This is a genomic window from Parasphingopyxis sp., from assembly GCF_028279465.1.
GTDB lineage: Bacteria > Pseudomonadota > Alphaproteobacteria > Sphingomonadales > Sphingomonadaceae > Parasphingopyxis.
This window is the reverse complement of record NZ_JANQNS010000018.1, coordinates 18687-42143: the sequence shown is the minus strand read 5'-3', so window position 1 is coordinate 42143 and position 23457 is coordinate 18687. Positions and strand designations below refer to the sequence as shown.

Below are 23457 nucleotides of genomic sequence, written 5' to 3'. Positions count from 1 at the left end.
GCTCCGCCTTGGAAGACGCCGTCACTATAATATACGTATACGTATATATAGCGTGCGCGCGAAGGTCAAACTGGCGCCGGAGGATTCCGTGTTTCGGTATCGCCACGCTCTTGAATAGCGGTATCGCTGGCCAAGGCATGCGCCGCACGAAAGAAAAGGATGACCGACAAGGGCGCCAGCGCCAACGTTGCCAACAATGCGAAGCGCAACGAGTCTTCTCCAGCCAAAGGCTGGATCAGGTCGCTCAGAGCACCAACAGCGAGTGGTCCGAGGCCGAAACCCACGAGGTTGATGGTGAAAATCAGCACTGCGGCGGCGGTGGCGCGCATGCGTAGCGGCGCAACAGTCTGAATGATCGCGAAGGTCGGAGCCTGCCACGCGGACCAGAACAGCGATACGATGGCGAGGAGCAAGAGTGCATGCATCGTCTGAGGGACCAGGAAACCGGCTATGGCGAGTGGCAGCCCGGCAAATATACTCCACGCTGGCAGTTTCAGATACCAGGCGATGTCGCTGCGCCCGAGTCGGTCGGCGAGCGCGCCGCCGGCGAAGGCCCCGATCCCGCCAAAGATCGCTGTCAGACTGCCAAACCACAATCCGATCGTCGCCAGATCCCAGTCATGACTGCGCAGAAAGAAAGGGATTGCCCAGATGCCAACGCCATAAAGTATAAAGGCGTGTAAACTGCTTGCGAACATCAGGTTTCGAAACGTTTTCATTTGCCAGACTGTGCGCGCGACGACGCCGATCGGTGGCGGATCATCGCGTGCCGTCAGACCGTCGATCGCGCCGCGTTTCGGCTCCTTGACCGACAAACGGAAAAGCAATGCGAGCAACAGGCCCGGAATGCCGAAAGCGAAAAAGGCCACCCGCCAGCCATAGGTCGCGGCGATCATGCCGCCGATCGTTACCGCGGCAAACTGACCGAAGGGCGATCCGAGCGAATAGACGGCCATGGCGAAACCGCGGCGCGTGCGCGGAAAATAGTCGGCGATCAGCGAATGGGTGGCCGGTGTGAAACCGGCCTCGCCGACCGCTACGCCAAGCCGCCCGCCGAGTAGTTGGAGGAAATTCAACGCCATCCCGCATAGTGCCGTCGAGAGACTCCACAGGCCGAGGCATGCGGAGATCAGGTTGCGACGGTTAGAGCGGTCTGCAAGCCGCGCGAGCGGAAGGCCTAGAATGCTGTAGACGACGGCAAACGCCAAGCCCGACAGGAAGCCGAGCTGGGTATCGGACAGGCCGAATTCGGCTTTGATCTGCTCGATTAACACACCGAGGATCATCTTGTCGGCGACATTCAGAATGTTGATCAGGAAGATCAGACCGAGCAGGTAATAGGGATACCAAAGGGTACGGCTTGCCATGCTAGCTGGCACTCCATGCGGTGCGGTCTTCGCGCGGTCGCCGTAAGGCTGTTCCCATCGGCTTTATTCCCATCCGCCACCGTTGACATATACGGCTACGTATTCGTATATCAATCGCATGGCCTGTCAATCTTATTGTCGTTTCTCGACCCAAGCTGATATTCTTCTCCACGGCCGGGCTGGCAGCTCTGCCTTTGTACCGGGCGTCTGTCTGCGGATCGGTCGATAGCGTGCCGGAATTTTTTGAGCGCAAGCAGCTCTTCACCGATGATGGCGGGCAATTGCTGGGCTCGCAGTGCAAACAGTGCGGTGTCAGGCAGTTTCCGCCGACAGCGATCTGCCGTTATTGCGGTCATGACGAGCTGGACGAGATCGTCCTCGCGAAGACTGGCAAGGTCAAGGCTTTCTCCTTCGATCGGCAATTCGCCATTGGCGATGTTGAACTCCTCGACGGGATTACCGTTTTCGGGCGAATAGAGCCGCTCGATCCTGAGCGGCTAGCTGTTGGCGTGCCGGTGACATTGACGCCACTCGAAACCGAAGATGGGCGGATCATAAGGTTTGTGATGGATGACTAATGTAGCGGTGATCGGTGTGGGCATGACGCGCTTCACGCGTCAGTCGGAACGCGGTTATGACGGCATGGCGCGCGAAGCCGTGACCAAGGCACTCGACGATGCCGGGCTGGAAACTGGAGCGATCGAGGCGATCTTCTGCGGCGAAACCATCGCCGGGATAGGTGCCGGCCAGCGTATGCTCAAGGACTTCGCCTTTGGCGGTGTGCCCGTGACGAATATCGAGAATGCCTGTGCGTCGAGCAGTTCGGCGATGATCGAGGCCTGTGCCTGGATCAAGGCCGGGCTTTGCGACGTGGCGCTCGCGCTGGGCGCGGAAGTGCTCTCTCCCGCGCCCAAGGGGCCGCTCGAAGTGTCCAAGGAAAACTGGATGTTCGCGGCGGGAATGAATCTGCCGATGTGGTATGCGATGCAGGCGCATCGGCATATGCATGAATATGGTCTCACTCGCGAACAGCTCGCGCAGGTCGTCGTCAAGAGCCGCACGGTCGCCCAGCATAACGAAGTGGCGCATTTCCGCGAACCGACGAGCGTGGAGGAGGTGCTCGGCTCCGCGCTGATTGCCGACCCACTTACCCTGTTCCAATGTTGTCCGAAGACGGACGGCGCGTCCGCTGTCATCCTGGCCTCGGAGCGGGTCGTGCGGAAGGGCGATCATCGCCCGGTATGGATCCGTGGAGCGAAGCTGCAATCGGGTACAGCCGTCTATTCCGATCATCCGATCGAGATCGGGACTGCACGGCGCTCGGCGCAGATGGCGCTTGAGGAAGCCGGGGTCGAGCCAACGGACCTTGACGTTGCCGAGGTCCACGACGCCTTCAGCATCGGTGAGATACTCTACACCGAAGCGCTCGGCATCTGCGGCGAAGGGGAGGCGGGCCACTATGTGGAGGCCGGCCATTCACTCCCCTCGACCGACAGGACTGCAATCAACACAAGCGGTGGGCTACTGTCTCGCGGTCATCCGCTCGCTGCCAGCGGCCTCGCCATGATCAACGAGATCGTATTGCAACTGCGCGGTGAAGCGGGCGCGCGTCAGAAGGAAGGTGCGCGTCTCGGCGCCGCGCACAATATGGGTGCGAGCGACTTCCAGATTGACGGCAATGTCTGTTCGGTCTTCGTCCTCGAAGCCGGCTAGGACGCCGCCGCCCTGCCGCGATCAGTTCTGGTTCAACAGCCGCGGATTTATGAAGTCACATTGCTCCTGCCGGCGAAAGGGTTGCGCCGCGGAAACGATATCGAACTCCATGTGTCGTTCGCCGTCCGCCGAAACGAAGCCGGGCCAATGCGGCGCGCCCTCATGGTTAGGATCGCCGTCGGCGGCGAAGGAAATCAGATAACCAATCATCAAGTCGCTGACCCGGCGGTCATCTGCATTGAGCTGATGGCGTTCGGCAAAATTGCCGAACCAGTATCCGAGATCAACGCCGTGCGAGGCGTCGATGCCGATCTCGGCGGCATAGTCGGGCACGCGGGCGAATTCGTAGAAAAAGGTGCTTTGTTCGCGCCCGGCATTGGCGCGGGCGACGAGGCGCATCTGGCAGTTGAGCACGTCGGTGAGAAATTCCGCATAGGCAGCCTTGGCGCTGTCTGTGTCGACGCCGGCTGGGTAGAGCCGTAGTGCCGTCTCGGCATCGTCGCCCAGCAGATTGCGCATGACCTCTTCGTAGCGGGCAGGCGAATCGATCTGCGCCGCATTGAGGAACGCGGTGCCTTCGTCGGCGGTGGCACCAATCAGCAATGGCACGGAGCGAAACCGTCCCTGTTGCAAAGCTTGTCCCGGCGCTTCGGTGATCAGAGTTCCGTCGATAGCAAGATGGTCGCGCGTTCCGTCGCCCAGATTTCGACCGGAGGCGAAGGAAGCTTCCAGAACCTCATCGGGTGTTGCGCGGCGCATCTGCTCGAGAATATCGGGACTGTCCTCCTCGCCGACCAGCGCTTGTGCGAAGCGCTGGCCGAGCGTCTCCAGCGATTCGAAACCGGGGCCGCCGTTACGGCTTCGGTGACGCAGGCTCAACGAAGGGCCGCCGCTCAAGATGAAAGCCTTGTCGAACAGCCCGTCGGCTTCGGGCAGCGCCATCATCGTGCCGACGATGACGGCACCTGCCGACTGGCCGAAGATCGTCACATTGTCTGCGTCGCCGCCGAAACTGGCGACATTGTCTTCAACCCACTGCAAAGCCGCTATCACGTCGTGCAGGCCATAATTGCCTGATACGCCATCAGGCGATTCGGCACTGAGCGCCGGATGCGCGAGGAAGCCAAGCCGGCCGATCCGGTAGTTGATCGTCACCACTATCGCGTTGCGGCTCGCCAGCCGCGCGCCATCATAGGTCTCGGTTGCCGAGGTGCCGATATAGAAGCCGCCACCATAGATCCAGAACAGGACCGGCAGCGGTCCGTCCGGGGCATTGGCGGGTCGCCATATGTTGAGATGGAGGCAATCCTCCGAAATGTCGTTCGGCGGAGCGAATGATCGTACTATCGTGCGTTGCGGACAGGAATCGCCGAATGACTGGGCCCGATAGACCGTCTCGATCCGCGGCAGCGCTTCGGGTGTGCGCCAACGGAGCGAGCCCACTGGTGATCGCGCATAGGGGATGCCCAAAAACGCATCGACTCCGTCCTGCCTCAAGCCCTGAAACGTACCGGCCGGAGCCGAAACCTGAGGATCACGCGTTTCGAGCTGATCGAATGACATCGCCGCCGATGCGCTGCTGTGCAGGACGCCGAATCCGACAGCTGTAAGCAGCGATAGCCCGAACAGGACCACGGCTGCTGCCTTTCGGCCAGCGCGCAACATCGTAAATGTCCGGACGGGTCCCAAGTCGAAAGAATTTGCCATATCAGTTCCCGCCGCTGTTATTGCTAATCTACGTAACCGTAGATAATGAGGTCTTCGGATGCAAGTGGGCAGGACGCGGTGCCGTCATAGATGTGGCAAGCACGTCGTCGGCCGAAGAAGAGGACAAGGCGATGAACGCGGATTACGGACCAGGGACCAGTGTTTCTATGGTAGAACTTCTGAGGCGCGCTTTCGCGCACCGGAAGGACGATGTCGCTTTCGTTCACGGGGCGACGCGGACAACCTATGGTGAAATTGCCGCGACGACCTATGCCTTTGCGCGCGCCTTGCGAACCATCGGACTCGGCTCTGGCGATAGCGTGTCCATCCTCAGCCCCAACCGGCCGGAAGTTTTCGCCATCTCGGCGGCGGTGCAGTTTGCCGGCGGCCGATATACGCCGCTGAACCCCTATGCGTCGGCCGCCGACCAGGCGTTTATCCTCGATGATTCTGAAGCGCGGATCGTCGTTTATCATTCCAGCCTCGCCGAGCGCGCTGAAGAATTGCGCGAGCTTGGCGTGGAGGCGGCCTTCGTTCCGTTCGAAACAGACGACCGGCGGACGGGTCTGGTCGAGCAGGCGCGGCAGGAGTCGGACTCGCCTATCGCTGGCACGAGACATCCCGACGAACTGGCCGTGCTCAACTATTCCGGTGGAACAACGGGCACCCCTAAGGGGATCATGCTCTCGCATCGCGCCGTGACCCGCAGTGTCACCACCATGCTCAGCGAATGGCAACTGCCCGCGAACATCCGCATCCTGCTCTGCTCTCCGCTCAGCCATGCTGCCGGAGCGCTGGTCATCCCGACGATGATTCGGGGTGGCACCGTTCATGTGCACGAGAAGTTCGATCCGGGCGCGGTTCTCGACGCGATTGAAAATGATGGCGTGAACATGCTGATCGGTGTGCCGACCATGCTCTATGCCTTGCTCGATGCGCTCAAGGCAGAGGACCGCGATATCAGCGGGCTTGAAACCTTTGCCTATGGTTCCGCTCCTGTCTCGCCGGCGCGGCTTGCGGAGGGGATCGAGCGTTTCGGCAATGTGTTCATGCAGCATTATGCCCAGGGCGAAGCGCCAATGACGGTAACGATGCTGCCAAAAGAGGATCACGACCTCGATCGCCCCGAACTGCTGAGATCCTGCGGTACGCCGACCATCGGCACTCGGCTGGCGTTGCTCGATGATGAGGGCGATCCCGTTCCTGCCGGAGAGGAAGGCGAGATTTGCGTGCAAGGCGATCTGGTGATGGATGGATATTGGAAGCGGTCCGAGGAGACCGCTGCTGCGTTGCGCGGCGGCTGGCTGCGCACCGGCGACGTCGCGAAGCAGGATGACGAAGGTTATGTCTACATCGTCGACCGCAAGAAGGACATGATCATATCGGGCGGCTTCAACGTCTATTCACGCGAGGTCGAGGATGTCCTGACATCGCACCACGCGGTTCGTCAGGCAGCGGTCATCGGCGTTCCGGACAGTCGCTGGGGCGAGATGGTCCATGCCGTCATCGTGGTCGAGGACGGCGCCGAGATTGCCGATAATGAAATCATCGATCTCGTCCGCCGTGAGAAGGGGGCGGTCCATGCGCCGAAAACCATGGTCAGGGTCGACAGCCTGCCGATGACGGCAGTGGGCAAGATCGACAAGAAGCGGTTGCGCGCCGAACATTGGGGTGATGCAAGCCGTCAGGTGAACTAAGGTTCAGCCACCTTCATACGGACACAAACTTGACATATACGTAGCCGTAGGTATTGGATGTGTTTCGCAGCCAATAGCTCCAGGCCTCTCATGCAACTCACCGACCCGATCTGAATCTGATGGCCGACGAGACGCGCAGTAATCCGGGACGACCCAGGGTCGGGTCTGCAGAGCCGGACCGCAAGAGACGAGATCTCCTGCTGTTGGCCGCTGGTGGTACTGCGGTGGCCGCAGGCGCCGCGACCGTCTCCTCATTAGTGACCCGCTCGGTCATCGAATCACAAGATGCCGAATCTTCGTTAGAACATTCCGGTGTTGTTCCGCGGGGTATCGTCCGCGACTTCGCCGATCCGTTGCTCGAAGTGGTGCGGCTGCTTAACGAGGCTGCCGAGATCGAACATGATCTGATGCTGCAATATATCTATGCAGCCTATTCGCTCAAACCCGGTTATGAGGATATTCTCGGTTACGGTTTGCCTGACAGCCACAGCCTGTTGGGCGTCGCCATCCAGGAGATGCAGCATCTCAAGGCCGTGAACGAACTGCTCGTCGCGCTGGGCGCTTCGCCGGTCCTTCGCCGCCAGGACTTTCCCTATGAAGTCGACATATATCCGTTTCCGTTCATGCTCGAACCGCTCAGTCGGCATAGCCTGGCCAAATATCTCTATTGCGAGGCGCCGCCCGGGGCGTTTGACGACGGCAGCGGCACGGATCCCGCCTACACCGCAGACGTGATCCGCGCGCTGGACGGCGATCCGCGTCCGAACCATGTCGGCAGCCTCTACGCTGCTGTGGCCGATCTGTTAATCGAGATGAATGAGAGCGGTGAGAGTCCGCTCACCGATACTGCGCACTGGCTCGAGGTCATCGCCCATATTCGCGAAGAGGGTGAAGAAGACCATTATGGCTTCTTCCGTGACCTGTTTCTCGGTCGCCATCGCTTGCTGGGTAATCGCAAAACGGTCTGGGACCTGTCGCCGGACGATGACGATTATCCGGTCCGGTCCGGCATCCCGTTTAATCCGACCGCCTATAGCGGCCATCCCAATTCGCTGACTGACCCCGATGTCCGTAATCTCGCCTGGCAAGGAAACCTTTGCTACTGGGCAATGCTCTTGCTGCTCGATCTCGCCTATCGCGGGCAGGCGGGCGAGGCCGCACTCGTACTTTCCCGGCAGCTTATGCAGGGGCCGCTATGGTCGCTCGCCAGGGAAATGCCAAAACGGGGCGCGGGGTTACCCTTTGATCCGTTGAGCATGGCGTTCAACCTTGGCGACAATCGGCAAGCGACGCTGTTATATCTGCGGCGTCTTCTCGACGAATCGATCAGCCATTTCGATGATCACCAACTGCTCTTCCCACCCGATTTCGACATTTCGCTCATCGCTGAGATCGCCGTTTTGGCTGGAGAGGACAGTGTCTAGAAGGCTCCGCTTTTTTACTTGACCAACAACACTACGCATACGTATATGTATATCAAAGACAGCCGATCGTGAAATGGGGTCATGAAAATGGCCGATCGCTCGCGCTGAAGCCGAAAGGAGAGGATCGATGAGTCTCGTGTTGGCGGCGATTGCCTGTAACCGGTTCGGCTATGGCGCACAGCCTGGCGAGTTGCGCGCGGTCTCGGGAGACCCGAGAGGCTGGTTACTCGAACAGGTGGCGGGCGAGCCGCATATTCCAACCGAGCTCGCGTCCACACCGGCCCAGGGTAGGCGCTGGTTAGATTATGTCGAGGTGCGCAACAGGCCCGATGGCTCGCAGGATCCCGAGGCGGTTCGCAACTTGCTCATGACAACATCGGGCCCGCGCCGGCGCACCGATACCTTTCTGCGCACCCATGCAGCGGTGCAGAGCGACAAGCCCTTCGAGGAGCGTTGGGTTCATTTCTGGTCCAATCATTTCACAGCCGCCGCGACCCGTGCCGTGATGGTCAACATCGCCGGTGGATACGAGCACGAGACCATCAGGCCGCATATCTATGGTTCATTCACCGACATGCTGTTAGCGGTCAGCCAGAGCGTTGGCATGCTGACCTATCTCGATAATATCGTCAGCGCCGGTCCGAATTCGCCAATCGCCAGAACCGGCGCATACGGTCTGAACGAGAATCTTGGGCGCGAGATACTCGAACTCCACACGCTCGGCGTTGAGGGCGGCTATACCCAGAGAGATGTCCGCGCGCTGGCGATGTTGATCAGCGGCTGGGGCGTCGGCACACCGACCGACGCGCGGCCGGGAGAGTTCAGGGTGCTTGCCGACGCGCAGGAGCCCGGAGAGATCGAACTGCTCGGCAAGACATATGAGCAAACGATCGGTTCGCCTGCAGCTGGCGAAGAGGCATTACGTGATCTCGCCCGACATCCGTCGACGGTGGAATTCGTCTCGTTCAAGCTCGCTCAGCATTTTGTGTCTGACGATCCGCCGCGTTCGGCGGTCGAGCAACTGAAGGCCGTTTTCGTCGAAACGGGTGGTGATCTACGGCGGCTTGCGCAGGCGGTCGTTGGGCTCGACGAGGCCTGGGATCGCGAGAATGTGAAAATCAGGCCGCCCAACGATTTCGTGATCGCGGCGTTCCGGGCCACCGGGGCCGAGGACGAGATTCGCGATGACTATACAAGCATCGCCTTCGACGCGTTGACTTCGCTGAACCAGCCGGCCTTTCGCCAGCCCGGTCCGGACGGCTGGAAAGATACGGCCGATGCGTGGATCGCACCCGAGGCGACGGTGCGGCGAATAAGCTGGGCGCATGAATTCGCCTATCGCATGGCGAGCCCCCCCGATCCGCGCGCGCTTGCCGAACAGACTATCGGGCCGCTGGCCTCGGTGAGTTCGCTCAGCGAAATCGCTCGCGCTGCCGACCGGGCCGAGGGCATTGCGTTGCTACTCGTCAGCCCCGAGTTCCAAAGGAGATAAGTGATGCACACCAACCGCAGATCACTGGTCAAGGGCGTGGCAGCAACGGCTCTGCTGGCCGGCCTGCCTATGAACTTCGCATTCGCCGCCGCACCGACGGAAAAGCGCTTCATCTTCGTCATCCTGCGCGGCGGGATGGACGGACTTGGCGTCATCGTACCTTATGCCGACCCCGATTATCAGGAGGCCCGCGGCGGCCCGCCCAATCTCGATGAATTCTATGATGGCGGTTTGGCCATGCCGGACCCAGCGGAGCGTGGCGGCCCGATCGACCTTGACGGCTTTTTCGGACTCCAGCCAGCTCTCGAACCGCTCAAGGCCTGGTATGACGAAGGCTCGATGATGGCTGTCCATGCCGTTGCATCCGATTATCGGGACCGGTCACACTTTGACGGCCAGGACTTGCTTGAAAACGGTTCAGGCCGTGTACGCGGTCTCCATACCGGCTGGCTCAACCGGGCACTGGGCATGATGGAACAGCCGGACGGTCGGCGCAACGGCCTAGTCATGGGTCTGAACACGCCGCTCGCGATGCGCGGCGATGTGCGCGTTGCTTCTTGGGCGCCGCCGACTAACCCCGATCCGGGCAAGGACTTCTTCGAACGTGTGGAGCGTATGTACAGCGAAGATCCGCTGCTATCCGCGCCGCTCGACGAAGGGCTCATCGCGGCAGAAATGGCGGAAACGGCGATCGGCAGCGGTGACGCGATGTCTGGTATGATGATGAACGCGAATACACCCAATTCCGAGGTAATCAGTAGTCTGGCTCATGCCGGCGGTCGGTTGATGGCGGCGCCGGATGGCGCGCGTATCGCGACGTTCGAGATGGGCGGTTGGGACACACATTCCCAGCAAGGTGCGTTCCGTGGCCGTCTTTCCGCCAATCTCGAAGTGTTCGCATCGGCAATGCTCGGAATGCGGGAAGGTCTTGGTGACGCGTGGAGCGATACCGTGATCGTTGCGGCAACAGAGTTTGGGCGGACCGTACATATCAATGGCAGTGCGGGCACCGACCACGGGACGGGCGGCGTCGCGTTGATGTTCGGTGGTGCGATTGAAGGCGGCCGTGTGCTTGCGGACTGGCCGGGCCTCTCGGTCACCAATCAGTATGAAGGACGCGATCTGGCGCCGACCACCAACACCAACTCAATCTTCAAGGCGGTGCTGGCAGAGCATATCGGGTTGCCCATCGCCGATATCAATCAGCATGTCTTCCCGAACAGCGCTGACGTCAGGCCTATGCGGGATCTGGTGCGAGTTTAAAGCACATGCCGTCATCGTGCGTGATGTGCCAGGCAATCGGCCACAACGACCAGGCCGATAGCCGCGCTTTGTTTAGGAAGGCTTGTTCTGAATACCCTGCAGCAACGAGATCGCCATCTCCATCTGCATCGATCGGACGAATGCTTCTTTCTCGGGGTGTTTGATCAGATATGACGCTGCTGCTTCCAGTGACGCTCGATAGATATAGCCGATATATTCGGCGTCCTCGCGATCGATATCGTAGAATTTCGTTATCAGATCGGCCGAGCGATCAACGACTGCTTTTTCACGCTGTTGTAGCTTTTCATCGACTAGGGGATCCTCGGTGATCTTGTGCATCATCTCGCGAAGCGGGGTGTCGTTGGACAGCACCAGCGAAAAATACATTCCTGTTGACCGTTTCGTATATTCCTCGAAACTCTCTCCGTTGTCAGGCTCTTGTGGGATTTTCCGATCCATTGTCGCCCAATATTGTTCGAAAAGAGCGACGAGAAGCTCGCTGCGATTGCCGAAATGACTATAGACTACAGGCTTGCTGATCGAAGCGGCTTCGGCCAGCCGCTCCATGGTCAAACCCTTGGCGCCCTCACGTATGAGTATGGTGTTGGCGGCGCGCATAAGCTGATCGCGACGTTTCTCGCGCGCCATGCGTGGGCGAGTCCGCGATCGTTTCCGGATATCGTTCTGCTTCGTGGCTGCCATATCATCCGAGGTTTCGACGCCTCAGCCCCTTTGATCCTTTACTGTGGTTCAGCGACACAGGCACGTCAACCAATGATGTCGCCATATCGCTTTGGGCGATCAGCTATACGGTTCGGAAAACGCTGATGGCGGTTTTTTGCCTCGACGGAAAGACCGCACTCGTAACTGGTTCGAGCCGGGGCATAGGACAGGCCATCGCGGTGTCGATGGCCGAGGCTGGGGCACGGACCGTGATCAGCGGGCGCAACGTCGATACCTGCGAATCGGTTGCCCGGTCGATCCGCGAAGATGGCGGGCATGCGATGGCTGCGACCGCCGATATCGGTGACGAGCCGTCGCTCGAACTGCTCGTCCAGCAGGTTGAGCGGGAATTCGGTACGATAGACATCCTCATATGCAATGCTGCCAGCAACAGCCATTTCGGTTCGCTGCTCGATTTCAATGCCGAGGCCTTTCGCAAGATGATGGACAATAATGTTGCAAGCGCCCTGACGCTTGCCAAGCTATGTGTGCCGGCCATGAAGGCGCAGCGCGACGGTGTCATCATCCTGATTAGCAGTTTAGCAGGCCTGTTCGGCTTTCGCGACCTCGGCCCTTATGGCCTTTCCAAAGCTGCGGATATCTCGCTGGTCCAGCACCTCGCAGTCGAGCTGGGCGAACATAATATTCGCGCCAACGCCATTGCTCCAGGGGTCGTGAAAACCGAATTCGCTCGCCCGATGTGGGATGACCGCCAGCGCGCGGCGCCGATGTTGGCGGCGACCCCGCTGGGACGTTTGGGCGAGCCCGCCGACATTGCCGGTGCGGTGACCTTTCTGGCGTCCGATGCAGCCAGCTTCATCACCGGTCAGACGCTGGTGATCGACGGCGGCTTGTCTGCCTCCGGGGTTTAGCCGGAGCAGGTAATTGACACCGGCGGGCATTTTTTGCTTGATAATCTACGCCTACGTATATTATGGTTATTGCTGCCGCAGTGAGAAATTCCTGAAAAAGGAAATGTCCGGCACAGGGGAGGAGAGGGGGAATGACAGGTTTCAAATACCTATTGGGCACAGGGTTGCTGGCAGCGACGGTTCTGACGAGTCCCGTTGCCGCACAAGCTGATGACCAGGCGGACGCAGAAAGCAATTCGCAGGACGAGACCCGTACGCGTGCCAATCAAGAAGCCGTTTCGGCAGAGGTGCCCGATATCGTCGTGACTGCACGGCGCCGCGAAGAACGGCTGTCGGATGTGCCGGTATCGGCCTTTGCGGTCACCAACGACGATCTGTTCGCTGCCCAAGCAGACGAGTTGAGCGAGGTGCTGCGGCAAATACCCGGCGTTGCCTATGTCACCAGCGCGGGTGAGTTTCAGGACGACATCGTCATTCGCGGTGCTGGCGTGGGCCGGATAGAGGTATCTCCGTCCGCCACCGGGCTGTATCGCAACGGCATATTCATTGCCGGCGGCGTATTCGGCCGCCGCCTGACCCGTCTCGACTATTTCGACTTCGAGCGTTTCGAGGTGTTGCGCGGGCCGCAGGGCGCGCTGTTCGGCCGCAATGCTGCGGGCGGCGCCGTCAATATAGTGTCAACGCGGCCCAGGCATCGGTTCGAGATGCGTGGCCGTGCCCGCTATGAAGTCGAACAGGACGCACGGCTCTTCGAGGCCATCGTCAACGTACCGCTGGTCGAAGACAGCATGGCGATCCGTGTTGGCGGTTTCTACGAGGACGTGCAAGGCGGCCTGTATCGCGTCGACGATCCCGGCAGCCCTCTGGACGGCCGCGCCGTGGATCAGGCGGAATATCTGGGAATCCGCGGTTCGATCTTAATGGAGCCGAGCGACCGGTTCCAGTTCGTTGCCACGATCGAGCATCTCGATCAGGATACGCCATCCTATGATTTTACCTCTTTCGTGCCAGCGCGCGGCGATACCAGCCGGTTCGACGGCAAACGCAATATCGACGATATCGGACAGGGGACGCATGTCGAGCAGACGACTGTAATTCTCGAGGGCGAATATGATTTTGATTTCGCGACGCTTAGTCTGGTCGGCCTGCATCTTGCGCGCGATTTCTTCTCTTTGACCGATGCCGACGCGGCCTTTCCGAGCAGCTTCCTGCCCTTTGGCCTCACCACGTCGACCTTTTCGCGTGCCACCGATTATTCGAAGTCCGGTGCCGAGTTGATCCTCTCTTCGGCAGATGATGGGCCGATCCAATGGCTGATAGGTGCCGATTACCAGATCTCGTCGGACGTTTTTCAGGATGAGATCGTGCTTAACAACCCGGCCGACAGTTTTTTGCGTAACTCGATCCGCCGGTCGCGCTTCGAGGCGGAATCCTACTCGGCTTTCGGTTCGCTCGGCTGGGATATCACGCCTAATTTGAACCTGACGGGCGAAGCGCGGTGGACACGCAACGAGACCGATGGGTCTATATTGCGGGTCGACATCACACGGATTCCGTTCTTCTTCGAAAATGTGCTCGTAGATCGTCCACGGGGAACCGTTATCGACGACGAGATCAGTCCGGTGGTGACGCTGTCCTACAACACTCATGCCGGCCACCTTTTCTACGGGCGGTTCGCGACCGGTTTCAGACCGGGCGGCTTCGATCAGCGCTCGCCGTCGGAAGCGGGTGTATTCGGCGCTGAGACTTTGCGGGCCTATGAAGTCGGCGCTAAAGGAGAGTTTCTTGATCGGCGTATCCGCTATGAGATCGCGGCCTTCTATACAGATCACAGCAATTTCCAGGCCCAGTCCACGATCCTTGATCCCGACACCGGCACGCCGACTGTCTCAATCACCAATGTCGGCGATGCCTGGACAGTGGGTGGTGAAGCGGCGATCAGGACGGCCTGGAATGTCGGCAACGGTCGCCTTGGTTTCAACGTCGGCTATGCCTTCACCTATGGCAAGATGCAGGATGGTCCGCAGGCCGGAAACCGGTTGCCGCGGACGCGCGACTATTCTTTCACCGTCAGCGCCAACTATTCGGTGCCACTTAGCGATAACGGCCCACGGCTTTTCTTGAACGCGAACTTCTCCGCCGATGGGGGAGGGTTCGAAAATCCCGGCAATACGCAAGAGTTTGATGATTTTGAGATACTTGATCTGACGGCCGGCCTTCGCGGCGACAACTGGCGCGCCACAGCGTTCGTCCGCAACGTGTTCAACCAGATCTATATCACCGAAGACCTGCAACTGGGCGGGGTCAGCACCTTCTTCCTGAACCGGCCGCGTACCTTCGGGCTCGAAATCCGCTTCGACTATTAACCGGCACGTCGCGCGGTCTGGCCTTGCCGCGCGACGTTAAGCGCACCAAAATCGAACCCCACGCTTGGGCCGTCCTAGATATCGCTATCATCGTCTGCCAACCGCTGTACGCCAGTTTCAGCGACGGCTGGACCGACCTCCACCATCCAGTAGCGGTACTCTTCCAGATCGCGAACATGCCACGCCGCTTCATCGCTGACCGGCCGTTTCGGAATATTCATATTCTGCAATCCAAACCAAGTGCCATCAATATATACGTTACCGTATATTGAGCAAGATTGAAGAGGCAGGCGATTGCTTAACCGACCGAGCTATCTTCCTGATTGCCCCTGTGCTTGGTCAGGTGCCCGGGCCCTCGAGTGGTACGAGACCATGCTAAAGTCAGTTGAGCCTTAGCAGCCGGTCGCTCACTGCAATGTAAGCGGCTTTGAGTGTCTCGGTACGGGCCGGGTCCGCGGCGGCGGCGACCGATGCCGCCCGTAGTGCTCCAAGCGATACCGTTGCCGCCGCCTGGGCCTCGGTTTCGTTCAGCCCACCATGCTCAACGGCGAAGGTGGCCAACTGTGCGACCACCTCGTTTTCGCGCTGTGCGACGATATGGGCGATTGCCGGATCGTCGAACGAACGGCGGATCAGTTGCCGGATCGGATGACTGCGACTGGTGACGAACTCGAAATGGGCGTCGGTCGATCGTCGGGTGAAGTCCGCGATATTCTCTCCTGGTTCGGGCTCGCTCGGCACATAGGCGTCGTGTTCGCGCCAATAAGCCTGAATGAGCTGGCCTAGTAAGTCGTTGCGATCGACGAAATGGCTATACACGACCGGCTTGGAAATTTTGGCTTTGGTTGCAAGTCCTTCCATCGTCAGTGCCCCAATCCCGTCTTCAACAACGATCCGGCTGGCAACCTCTATGAGCTGTGCGTAGCGATCCTCGCGCAGCATGCGCTGGCGTTTTTTAGGCGGTTCACCACGTAGCCTGGTCTTGGGCATGGCGCTGTTTTATAGGCGCATAGCCCGATCCATGCCAGCTATGGGTTTGCGTCCCGGACGCCGGTCGCATCATTTCGGCGCCAGAAATCGAAGGCTGGAGCAAGAGCTGCGTCGGGATCTTCGAATAGCATCATTGCGCCGAGCCCCTCTACAACAGCCAGTTCGGCATCGGGTAATTCAGCTGCAAGGTTGTGGGCAACGCTGAGCGGCGGCCAGACACCGAAACCGGGTTCGAGCAGCAGCACCGGGCAGCCGATCCGATTTGCTTCCTCGCGTGCAATGGTCGTCGCGAGTTGTGCGTCGATCCAATGGATGACTCGCTCTCCGTCGAGGCGACCCTCGTCTGCCTCAAGCCGCCGGCGAACAAGGGTGTCGATCAGTTCGGTATTGCGGTCGTAAAAATCAGGAGTGAGGCCCGAAGCGATCCAGTACCGCGTATAAAATTCGAGCGAAGCCTCCCGCAGGACGAGCCGCACGACATCGGCGGCGAGCGTCATCATCGGCGATTGTGCGGGTTCGAAAAGCCCGCCTGTCGACACAACGGTCCGCACCGCTCCGGCATGGCGAAGCGCGCATTTGAGCGCCACTTGGGCGCCGCCGGTCCAGCCATAAAGATGGAACTGGTCGATACCCCTCTCGGCGAGCGAGGCGCAAAGGTCGTCCGCATAGCGCGCGAGCGGGTCTGCTTCAGCGGGATCAAGCAGGACCGCGGGTGCCAGCTCTACAAAAGCGAGCCGGAAATCGCGTTCGAGTAACGTCGCCGCACGCTCCCACAGACCCATCTCGGGTGCCGCCATCCGAACAAGGGCCAGCACCGGATTGCCAGTTTCTTCCGTCAATTTGATTTCTGCGCTGGTCATGCCCTTCTCCTTGCCTGTGACCGGTTACATCTATATACGTATACGTATATAGTGAAGGGGGGGCAGCCGCCCGAGCCCGATCGGTTCGTATGTGACCGAACTGGTGACCGGTTAGTTCGACTCGTAGATATTGACGGACCGGGGTCATTGGCTGGTGGACGTAGTGCTGTGTGGAAAAAGATGGGTTCTGTGATCTTTCGGTTTTCGGCAGGAGATGCCAGATGACCGGTAACTTCCAAGTGACGGATACAGGTCGGGCGTTTTCGTTGTCGCGGCGCGGTGTCATCGGCTGTGCCACTGCCATGCTGATGCTGGCTCATGTACGAAAACTCCGGGCGGCGACATCGACCGATCCGCGCGAAGCGATACGAGACGCCTTCCTGTTCGGCTTTCCTGTCTACGAGATGGTCAGGACGAAATACCGCGCCTATCGCCGCGCGCTGGATGTCGGCCGTCCCGCGATCAACTTTCTCGCCCATCGGCGCGTTCTCGCCGACCATCGCCACCGCAACGTTACGACACCGAATAACGACACGCTCTATGCAGGTGGGTGGTTGGACCTGCGCGACGGGCCGGTCGCGGTAACGATTCCGCCGCTCGATCGTTACCATTCGCTCGCACTGCTTGACCTGTCGACCGACAACTTCGCCGTGCTGCGCCATGACCCGGAAGAGGGCGGGCGCTATCTCATCGTTGGTCCCGAATGGCGTGGGCCGTTTCCTGAAGACCGTGCCATCGTTCGTGCGCGGACCAACGATGTTTGGGCGATCTGGCGCGTGCTTGTGCGCGGTACGGACGATCTCGATGCGGCACTGTCCGCGCAGACGCGCATCGCGTTGGCGCCAGTCGGAGAACGGACTGCGCAGACAGATTGGGATATGCCATTGCCGGTCGATAGCCGGGATCCGGAAAATCTGCTCGCCATCTTCAACGCCGCACTTGCCCGTGCCCCTTTGCCGTCCGGCTGGATCGATCGGCTGGCGCCGCTCGCACATGTCGGCCTTGATCCGCGCGGCGCCGGCTTCGGTGGGCTGGATGGCGAACTACAGGTCATGTGGCGCACCTTGCTGCCGCAACTCCATGACGAGATATCCGGTGGGATAGCGGCGACCGGTACGTCTGATCGCGGCTGGCTTTATCCGGCACCTGGTATGGGCGACTTCGGCGAGGATGATCTCTACCGTGCGCGTGTTGCCCTTGGTGGCCTCGGTGCATTGCCGCGTGAGGAGGCAATCTACATATCCTCGACCGAGGACGCCGGCGGGGTCGCATTGGATGGCGAGCGCCGTTACCGGTTGCGCCTGCCGCGAGATATTCCGGTCGACGCCTTCTGGTCGATGAGCATGTATCGGATCGAGCCGGGCGGCCGGCTATTCTTCGTCGAAAATCCGCTCGACCGATATGCGATAGGCTCGTTTACTCCGGGTGCCGGCAACACCGGCGAGGGACCGATCGACATCCGCATACAAACCGATCAGCCAGCCGATGCCAACAGCCTGTGGTTGCCGGCGCCGGATGGTCCGTTCCGCCTTGTTTTCCGAGCTTATCGGCCGCGTGGCACGTTGCTAGACGGCGGTTTCCGACTGCCCGCGATCGAGCCACTCATGCCGTCCTAAAGCCATCCTGCCAGAGCATCATATTCCAACATATCCCGGAAAAGCGGACCACTTCGAAGGTTAGAGAGCCGGCCAATGTGGTCTGAGAGGAGTCGACAAATGGATTATATATCCGGCGATGTCTTGTGGCCTGATAAGCATATCAAGTCATTTGAAGCGCTCAAGGGCGTGCCATGCGGATTTGGCCATATCCGCACGGTCAAGCCAGAGGTTGAGACGCTTGCAGTCGGCGGACCTGGCTTCGCGGTCCCCAATCGCCCTCCTGTAGTCAGGTTGCTGGGTAGCTTTTGCGACAAAGCCGGCTCTTTTCTTGACGCCCCCGATGTGTTCCAGGTCTCCGGCTCGTTCTCCAAAAAACGCGAATGCCCTCAATCCCCGCAGCTTTGCAAGCAGCGCGCCATCCTGTGAGAGTCCTTCCCGGACTGACTGTCTGCGCTGGCATAGCGCTGCTTGCCGAGTTATTCGATCGGCTGACGAGCTGGCCTGCTATTCCCGCTGCGCTTGCCCTGGCAATACTGCTGGCTCCGCTGGTTTCTCGTCAGTCTCTACAAGAGGGATTCGATCTCTCCGGCACGACGATTTTGCGCCTTGGTATCGTGCTGCTAGGCGCCCAGCTTACCGTGGGTGAGATTGTTGGCATCGGTCCGCTAGCCATTGTCGTCATTTCGTTGACGACATTGATGTCGCTTGGTCTCGGTATGGCGATTGGGCGGCGATTGAAACTGGACTATTCGACATCACTCTTGGGCTCCGTAGGGGTAGCGATCTGCGGGGCTTCGGCGATTCTTGCCGTATCGGCTACATTGAAAAACAGTCGCAACCGCCAGAATGAAATTGCGGTCATCATTGCTATCGTAACGATCGTCGGCAGCATCGCGATGCTTGCATATCCGGAGATAGCTGAAGCTCTGTCACTGAACCCGACATCGGCGGGACTGTTCTTCGGTACCTCTCTGCATGAAATGGTACACGCTGTCGGCGCAGGCCTGATTTTCGGAAGCGGCACGGAGGAGATATCAACTACCGCCAAGTTACTGCGGATACTGTGGCTTGCGCCCATTCTCTATTTTTTTATTCAGCGCTCTGGCCACTCCTCGAACCATGTGCAGTTTCGATACCCGATTCCCAGTTTCTTAGTCGGATTTCTTATAATGGCGGGGATTTCCTCGACAGGAAAGGTGCCAACGGAGCTTCTGTATTTTCTCCGAGAAGTCGCGCATTTTTGCTTTCTGATGGCTATAGCAGGAATTGGCTTGAGAATGGATATAAGGAATTCTTTGTTTTCAAGTTCAAAAATACTTATACAAATCAGCATAGTTTCGCTTTTTTCTTTATTCTGTTCTATCATCTTTGTGTATGTTTTTAACATTCACTGACGGAAGGCCATGGCACTGAAACTGGGGCCGTTACATCCGCACGCGGATCATCGCGTTTGATTATATTGTTCTAACGCTGGTGAAGTTGACAATCGTCATCCGCGACAATCTACTATTCTGGAAAACTCGACGTTGAGCACGGAGATACTACGCACATGAGCCTTGCTTGCCGAACTCATCCGCGCCCGGAAGCCGGAAGTATCTGGCTTAGGTAGTTTCTGTCCAAAGTGGTAGAGTGTTTATCCGTCTTTAGTCAAACAGCGTTAAACCGAGGCACATCAACAATTGGTTCTCATCTTGCGGAAGGGAACATCACGGTCTCACCAAAAAAAGTCTAACGTGGTATCGAATATGGCATTGAGCCAACAGTAGATATAGATAGCGGTTCTATTTCAATGGTGTAGCTGCCAATTGTGAATCCCACCCTCTCCGCCAGACCCTTATCATTTCGGTATCACCGCGTAATCCTAACGCGAGCCATATGCTCAAGCGGGTCCTGCATCAGAAATAGCATTTGTTCCGATCCGCCGGCCATTGATGGGCTGTTCGATAGGCGGGTCAATCAACGGTCATATTGCCAACAAGTTCTGCCGAGTGCTACCGATTGACTCATCATCGGAATGGCAATCAGAACCTACTGTTGATGGCTAGCAGTAAAGCGAAACCGCAGAGGCGATTCTCGCCGGAAGTCAGGCGCTCGATGATCCTTGACGCCGCAGCCGATATGGTCGAGCGGGAGGGTATCTGGCAACTGACCATGGAGCGTGTGGCAAAACATGCGGGTGTAAGCAAATCTCTGATCTACAAGTATTTCGAGAGTATCAACGAACTGCTAAGAGAGTTGCTCGAGCGGGAATTGTCGGTGCTGCGCCGGACGCAGTTCGCCGCCGCCGAAGCAGCTGAAACCTTCGAGGAACTCGTTCGCGGCATCACTAAAACCTATCTTGGTAATATCGCAAAAAAGGGCCTGTTGATCGAACGGCTTCAGGCCGATCCCGCCATATCGGAAACCGCCGATCCAACCGATTTCGATCGCGAAACGTCGGTCGAATATCTCGCAACGATCGTGAACAAGAACTTCGATATTCCGATGGCGACGGCCCGTGCGGTGACCGATATTTCTTTCGGTGTGCCATCCGCAGCGGGATCCTATCTGCTGCGCCACGAGATCGACATGGAGGAGCTGGTGGACATCACGGTCTCGATGATCATCGGCTCCGTCAACGGTATCCGCGACGATTACATGATCCGCAAACGCAAGTTGAAACGCTAGCCACGCCGGCGCACGTGACCGCTATCGTCCAAAAAAGAACCCGGCTACAAAGGCCGGGTCCGAGGGGAGCATTTTTCGGGGCGCCCAGCTGTCAGAAGCGGATCGTCGCCTCGATGCCATAGGTGCGCGGTTCGAGGATCACGACTTCGCGGAACCGCCCGACCAGCCGGCCGGCAGGCAGGACCCGCGTGATGTCGTCATTGTTGAAGAGATTCTTCACATAGCCGCGAATTTCCCATCGCCCGTCGTTCGAAGCCAGCAGCAGCTTGACGTCAGTCTGGCTGTACCCGTCGAATTCATCGACAGGCTTGTTGAATATCGAAGAGGTGAACGCGCTTTGCATATAATGGTCGATACGCGGCGTCAGCGTCCAGTCGCCGATCGGTATCTCATATTGCACGCCGATCGCGAGCGAAAAGTCCGGCGAGAATGGTAGCGCGTTGCCATCGAGATTCTGTAGCGCGCCGGCCGGTGTGACCTCCGCAACAACCGCTCCGGGTGCTGTCGCGAGCGGATCGGTCTCGTCGATCGACTGAAAATCGATCACCTCGGTATTGAGATAGGAGATGCTGCCGTCCAACTGCCAACGATCGCTGGGGCGGACGACGAACTCCGCTTCCACGCCGAAGACCTCGGCGTCGCTGTTGACGGTCAGTGCCGCCGACCGGGATGTCTGGCCGATCTGCAGGTCTTCATAGTCATAGTAGAAGGCCGAGACATTGGCGCTGAACGAACCGTCGCTCGTCGTGCCGCGCAGCCCGACTTCGAAGGCATTGAGGAACTCGGGGTCGAAACCGGCGGTTTCCACGCCGACTTCGCCCGGGTTGATACCGCCCGCCTTGTAGCCGCGCGACAGGCTTACATAGCCGAGCAAATCGGGTGAGAAGCGGTGATCGAGCACGGCGCGACCCGTGAACACGCCGCGCTGGAACTCGCCGAAAGTGAAGGGCGGCGCGCTGCCATCGGGTTGCGGGTTGAAGAAGATCTGGCGGGTCTGGATCGTCTTGTCGTCATGCGAATAGCGCAGACCTCCGGTGAAACGGGTGTCGTCGGACAGGTCGACATAGATTTCGCCGAAGATCCCAAAGGATTCGGTTGTGACTGGATTGGATTCGATCAGTACGGAATCGAACACATCGCTGAGGCCGAGCTGCTGCTGCCGGGCGGCGATCGTCACATGCGTAAAGTCCGCTGAAGACGAGCTGCGCCGGTCATAATAGTTGCCGCCGATCAGGAAGTTAAACGGCCCGGTGAAATCGGAAGCCAGGCGCAGTTCCTGAAAATATTGCCGCCCCTCGCTCATGTCTCGGCGGCCCGCCAGAATGCTGTTCGTGGTGATCGGGTTGCCATTGGCGAAAAAGTCGAATGTGACCGGCCCCGTCAAACCCAGCGACGGAACGAACCGGTCGAAATCCTTAAACGCTTCGCGTTCGATTTCCTGATAGCCCGTCAAAGAGGTCAGGGTGAGGTCGCCGAAATCATGGCTGATCTCAAGCGATGCGTTCCACTCCTCGACGAAATAAGTCGGATCGACATCCTCGTTGAGCAATCGGGTATCGGAGGGGTTGAAGCTGTCCGCGTAGAAATTGACTGCGGCCGGCCCAAAGCCCGTAGCGATGGTGCCCGTGAGCGCACCCAATGTGTTGTACAGTGTGTTACGCGAATCGGGTACACCGAACCCGACCTGCAGGGGTGAACAACCGAGCGCCAGATCGGGTTCGCACAGAACCTTGGTGCGCGGCAGCCGCCGGTCATTCTCTCGGAAATAGGAGACGATCAGGTCGGCGCGCGTGTCACCGAACTCAAGCCGGGTGCTGCTGCGAATACCGTACATGTCCCGATCGTCCACATCGTTGCCGGTAAACAGGTTCGTCGCATAGCCGTCCCGGTTCAGATAGAAGCCCGCGACGCGCGTCGCGAACCCGTCGGCCAGCGGCACGTTGATCGCACCACGGACATCGACCGAGTTGAAATTGCCATAGCCGGCCGTGACATAGCCTTCGAACTCGTCGGTCGGCCGACGTGTGATGATGTTGAGAACGCCGGCTGTCGTATTGCGGCCGTAGAGCGTGCCCTGCGGCCCGCGCAGCACCTCGATCCGCTCGATATCGAAATATTCGGCCTCGGTGGCGGCGTTGCCGATATAGACGCCGTTGACATGGTAGCCGAGGCCGGATTCCGACGTCGCGGAGATCGCCAGATTGCCGACACCGCGAAGCGAAGCGCCGAACGTGTCGAGCGTGAGATTCGGAACCGAAAAGCTCAGATCGACCGCATCATCGATCACTTTGTCATCGATGATATCGCTGCTGAACGCGGAAATCGCGATCGGAACATCCTGAATGTCCTCATCCCGTTTCTGCGCCGTCACGATGATGACGTTGGAATTTGCCGATGCGAGCGATGAATCCGCTACATCGGCGCCGCCGGTCTGCGCAAATGCAGGCGTCGCATAGGCGGTGAAGGACAGCGCTGCGGCACTGCCAAGTAGAGAAAATTTCGCTGTTTTTTTGCCGATGATGGTCATGACCCCTCCCAGAATCTTAATGGACTATTTGTCCCTTTAAGTCGGTCTATATACATTTTTACCGGTTTGAAAAGCTTTTAATTTGACTAATAGTGCATTTCATGATTATTGAGACGCGGTTTGCGCAGCCCGTTGCGAAATTTGCCCGTCCGGCGCAGACCGGCATGGCGGCCTCGACAGACAGGAAGGGC

General features: G+C 58.9%; 19 protein-coding genes. 12 read left to right on the top strand and 7 right to left on the bottom strand.

The annotated features are described in order from the left end of the window. Positions 1-65 precede the first annotated feature (65 nt). Positions 66-1367 (bottom strand): MFS transporter, encoded by a 1302-nt coding sequence (locus Q0974_RS14430; protein ID WP_299329089.1) that lies wholly within the window; start codon positions 1365-1367, stop codon positions 66-68. A 230-nt stretch (positions 1368-1597) separates the two neighbouring features. On the opposite strand from Q0974_RS14430, the gene Q0974_RS14425 reads away from it, so the two are divergent. Continuing rightward, entirely contained in the window at positions 1598-1945 is a 348-nt protein-coding gene (locus Q0974_RS14425) for a zinc ribbon domain-containing protein (RefSeq protein WP_299329087.1), read from the top strand. Further along, positions 1938-3080, top strand: coding sequence for a thiolase family protein (locus Q0974_RS14420; RefSeq protein WP_299329085.1), 1143 nt, complete (start codon positions 1938-1940; stop codon positions 3078-3080). Before Q0974_RS14425 ends, Q0974_RS14420 begins: the two co-directional genes overlap by 8 nt. 21 nt (positions 3081-3101) lie before the next feature. Here Q0974_RS14420 and Q0974_RS14415 read toward each other — a convergent pair whose 3' ends face one another. Then, positions 3102-4787 carry a carboxylesterase family protein gene (locus Q0974_RS14415; protein ID WP_299329084.1) on the bottom strand — a complete coding sequence of 562 codons (1686 nt, stop codon included), beginning with the start codon at positions 4785-4787 and terminating at the stop codon, positions 3102-3104. Positions 4788-4954: 167 nt separating this feature from the next. Between Q0974_RS14415 and Q0974_RS14410 the strand changes: the two genes are divergently transcribed. From Q0974_RS14410 to Q0974_RS14395, 4 genes are all read left to right on the top strand, one after another. Then, positions 4955-6484, top strand: a complete 1530-nt coding sequence (locus Q0974_RS14410) for an AMP-binding protein (protein WP_299329083.1) — start codon at positions 4955-4957, stop codon at positions 6482-6484. 119 nt (positions 6485-6603) lie between these two features. After that, positions 6604-7908: a ferritin-like domain-containing protein gene (locus tag Q0974_RS14405; RefSeq protein ID WP_299329081.1), complete on the top strand. Its 1305-nt coding sequence runs from the start codon at positions 6604-6606 to the stop codon at positions 7906-7908. Positions 7909-8035: 127 nt separating this feature from the next. After that, a complete protein-coding gene (locus Q0974_RS14400) occupies positions 8036-9400 on the top strand; it encodes a DUF1800 domain-containing protein (RefSeq protein ID WP_299329079.1) in 1365 nt (454 codons plus the stop codon). 3 nt (positions 9401-9403) lie between these two features. Then, positions 9404-10663 (top strand): DUF1501 domain-containing protein, encoded by a 1260-nt coding sequence (locus Q0974_RS14395; RefSeq protein WP_299329077.1) that lies wholly within the window; start codon positions 9404-9406, stop codon positions 10661-10663. Between the two features lie 72 nt (positions 10664-10735). Here Q0974_RS14395 and Q0974_RS14390 read toward each other — a convergent pair whose 3' ends face one another. Further along, positions 10736-11311 carry a TetR/AcrR family transcriptional regulator gene (locus Q0974_RS14390; protein ID WP_299329075.1) on the bottom strand — a complete coding sequence of 192 codons (576 nt, stop codon included), beginning with the start codon at positions 11309-11311 and terminating at the stop codon, positions 10736-10738. Positions 11312-11313: 2 nt separating this feature from the next. On the opposite strand from Q0974_RS14390, the gene Q0974_RS14385 reads away from it, so the two are divergent. Together Q0974_RS14385 and Q0974_RS14380 are read left to right on the top strand one after the other, a co-directional pair. Further along, a complete protein-coding gene (locus Q0974_RS14385) occupies positions 11314-12258 on the top strand; it encodes an SDR family NAD(P)-dependent oxidoreductase (protein WP_299329073.1) in 945 nt (314 codons plus the stop codon). 131 nt (positions 12259-12389) lie between these two features. Beyond that, positions 12390-14624 carry a TonB-dependent receptor gene (locus Q0974_RS14380; RefSeq protein WP_299329072.1) on the top strand — a complete coding sequence of 745 codons (2235 nt, stop codon included), beginning with the start codon at positions 12390-12392 and terminating at the stop codon, positions 14622-14624. Between the two features lie 74 nt (positions 14625-14698). On the opposite strand, the gene Q0974_RS14375 is transcribed toward Q0974_RS14380, so the two are convergent. The 3 genes from Q0974_RS14375 to Q0974_RS14365 all read right to left on the bottom strand — a co-directional run bounded on the left by Q0974_RS14375 (position 14699) and on the right by Q0974_RS14365 (position 16474). Continuing rightward, on the bottom strand, positions 14699-14845 hold the full coding sequence (locus Q0974_RS14375) for a hypothetical protein (protein WP_299329070.1): 147 nt from the start codon (positions 14843-14845) through the stop codon (positions 14699-14701). Positions 14846-15005: 160 nt separating this feature from the next. After that, complete coding sequence (locus tag Q0974_RS14370) at positions 15006-15566, bottom strand: TetR/AcrR family transcriptional regulator (RefSeq protein WP_299329069.1); 561 nt, start codon at positions 15564-15566, stop codon at positions 15006-15008. 86 nt (positions 15567-15652) lie between these two features. Then, complete coding sequence (locus Q0974_RS14365; RefSeq protein ID WP_299329068.1) at positions 15653-16474, bottom strand: alpha/beta hydrolase; 822 nt, start codon at positions 16472-16474, stop codon at positions 15653-15655. A gap of 221 nt (positions 16475-16695) precedes the next feature. Here Q0974_RS14365 and Q0974_RS14360 point away from each other — a divergent pair, with 221 nt between their 5' ends. The 4 genes from Q0974_RS14360 to Q0974_RS14345 all read left to right on the top strand — a co-directional run bounded on the left by Q0974_RS14360 (position 16696) and on the right by Q0974_RS14345 (position 20739). Further along, positions 16696-18090, top strand: coding sequence for a DUF1254 domain-containing protein (locus Q0974_RS14360; protein WP_299329066.1), 1395 nt, complete (start codon positions 16696-16698; stop codon positions 18088-18090). A gap of 99 nt (positions 18091-18189) precedes the next feature. Further along, the gene (locus Q0974_RS14355; protein ID WP_299329065.1) at positions 18190-18498 is read left to right on the top strand and encodes a hypothetical protein; all 309 of its coding nucleotides are present in this window, start codon (positions 18190-18192) and stop codon (positions 18496-18498) included. Beyond that, entirely contained in the window at positions 18453-19466 is a 1014-nt protein-coding gene (locus Q0974_RS14350) for a putative sulfate exporter family transporter (RefSeq protein ID WP_299329063.1), read from the top strand. The genes Q0974_RS14355 and Q0974_RS14350 overlap by 46 nt, the downstream gene beginning before the upstream one ends. A 700-nt stretch (positions 19467-20166) precedes the next feature. Continuing rightward, the gene (locus Q0974_RS14345; RefSeq protein ID WP_299329061.1) at positions 20167-20739 is read left to right on the top strand and encodes a TetR/AcrR family transcriptional regulator; all 573 of its coding nucleotides are present in this window, start codon (positions 20167-20169) and stop codon (positions 20737-20739) included. 91 nt (positions 20740-20830) lie between these two features. Here the strand turns inward: Q0974_RS14345 and Q0974_RS14340 are convergent, their stop codons facing one another. After that, the gene (locus Q0974_RS14340; protein ID WP_299329059.1) at positions 20831-23266 is read right to left on the bottom strand and encodes a TonB-dependent receptor; all 2436 of its coding nucleotides are present in this window, start codon (positions 23264-23266) and stop codon (positions 20831-20833) included. Positions 23267-23457 lie beyond the last annotated feature (191 nt).

Bases quoted from the DNA above. Each gene is read 5' to 3' on its own strand.
- Q0974_RS14430 (WP_299329089.1), bottom strand. From the start codon at position 1,367: ATGGCAAGCCGTACCCTTTGGTATCCCTATTACCTGCTCGGTCTGATC.
- Q0974_RS14420 (WP_299329085.1), top strand. From the start codon at position 1,938: ATGACTAATGTAGCGGTGATCGGTGTGGGCATGACGCGCTTCACGCGT.
- Q0974_RS14415 (WP_299329084.1), bottom strand. From the start codon at position 4,787: ATGGCAAATTCTTTCGACTTGGGACCCGTCCGGACATTTACGATGTTG.
- Q0974_RS14410 (WP_299329083.1), top strand. From the start codon at position 4,955: ATGGTAGAACTTCTGAGGCGCGCTTTCGCGCACCGGAAGGACGATGTC.
- Q0974_RS14405 (WP_299329081.1), top strand. From the start codon at position 6,604: ATGGCCGACGAGACGCGCAGTAATCCGGGACGACCCAGGGTCGGGTCT.
- Q0974_RS14400 (WP_299329079.1), top strand. From the start codon at position 8,036: ATGAGTCTCGTGTTGGCGGCGATTGCCTGTAACCGGTTCGGCTATGGC.
- Q0974_RS14395 (WP_299329077.1), top strand. From the start codon at position 9,404: ATGCACACCAACCGCAGATCACTGGTCAAGGGCGTGGCAGCAACGGCT.
- Q0974_RS14390 (WP_299329075.1), bottom strand. From the start codon at position 11,311: ATGGCGCGCGAGAAACGTCGCGATCAGCTTATGCGCGCCGCCAACACC.
- Q0974_RS14380 (WP_299329072.1), top strand. From the start codon at position 12,390: ATGACAGGTTTCAAATACCTATTGGGCACAGGGTTGCTGGCAGCGACG.
- Q0974_RS14375 (WP_299329070.1), bottom strand. From the start codon at position 14,845: ATGAATATTCCGAAACGGCCGGTCAGCGATGAAGCGGCGTGGCATGTT.
- Q0974_RS14370 (WP_299329069.1), bottom strand. From the start codon at position 15,566: ATGCTGCGCGAGGATCGCTACGCACAGCTCATAGAGGTTGCCAGCCGG.
- Q0974_RS14365 (WP_299329068.1), bottom strand. From the start codon at position 16,474: ATGACCAGCGCAGAAATCAAATTGACGGAAGAAACTGGCAATCCGGTG.
- Q0974_RS14360 (WP_299329066.1), top strand. From the start codon at position 16,696: ATGACCGGTAACTTCCAAGTGACGGATACAGGTCGGGCGTTTTCGTTG.
- Q0974_RS14355 (WP_299329065.1), top strand. From the start codon at position 18,190: ATGGATTATATATCCGGCGATGTCTTGTGGCCTGATAAGCATATCAAG.
- Q0974_RS14350 (WP_299329063.1), top strand. From the start codon at position 18,453: ATGCCCTCAATCCCCGCAGCTTTGCAAGCAGCGCGCCATCCTGTGAGA.
- Q0974_RS14345 (WP_299329061.1), top strand. From the start codon at position 20,167: ATGATCCTTGACGCCGCAGCCGATATGGTCGAGCGGGAGGGTATCTGG.
- Q0974_RS14340 (WP_299329059.1), bottom strand. From the start codon at position 23,266: ATGACCATCATCGGCAAAAAAACAGCGAAATTTTCTCTACTTGGCAGT.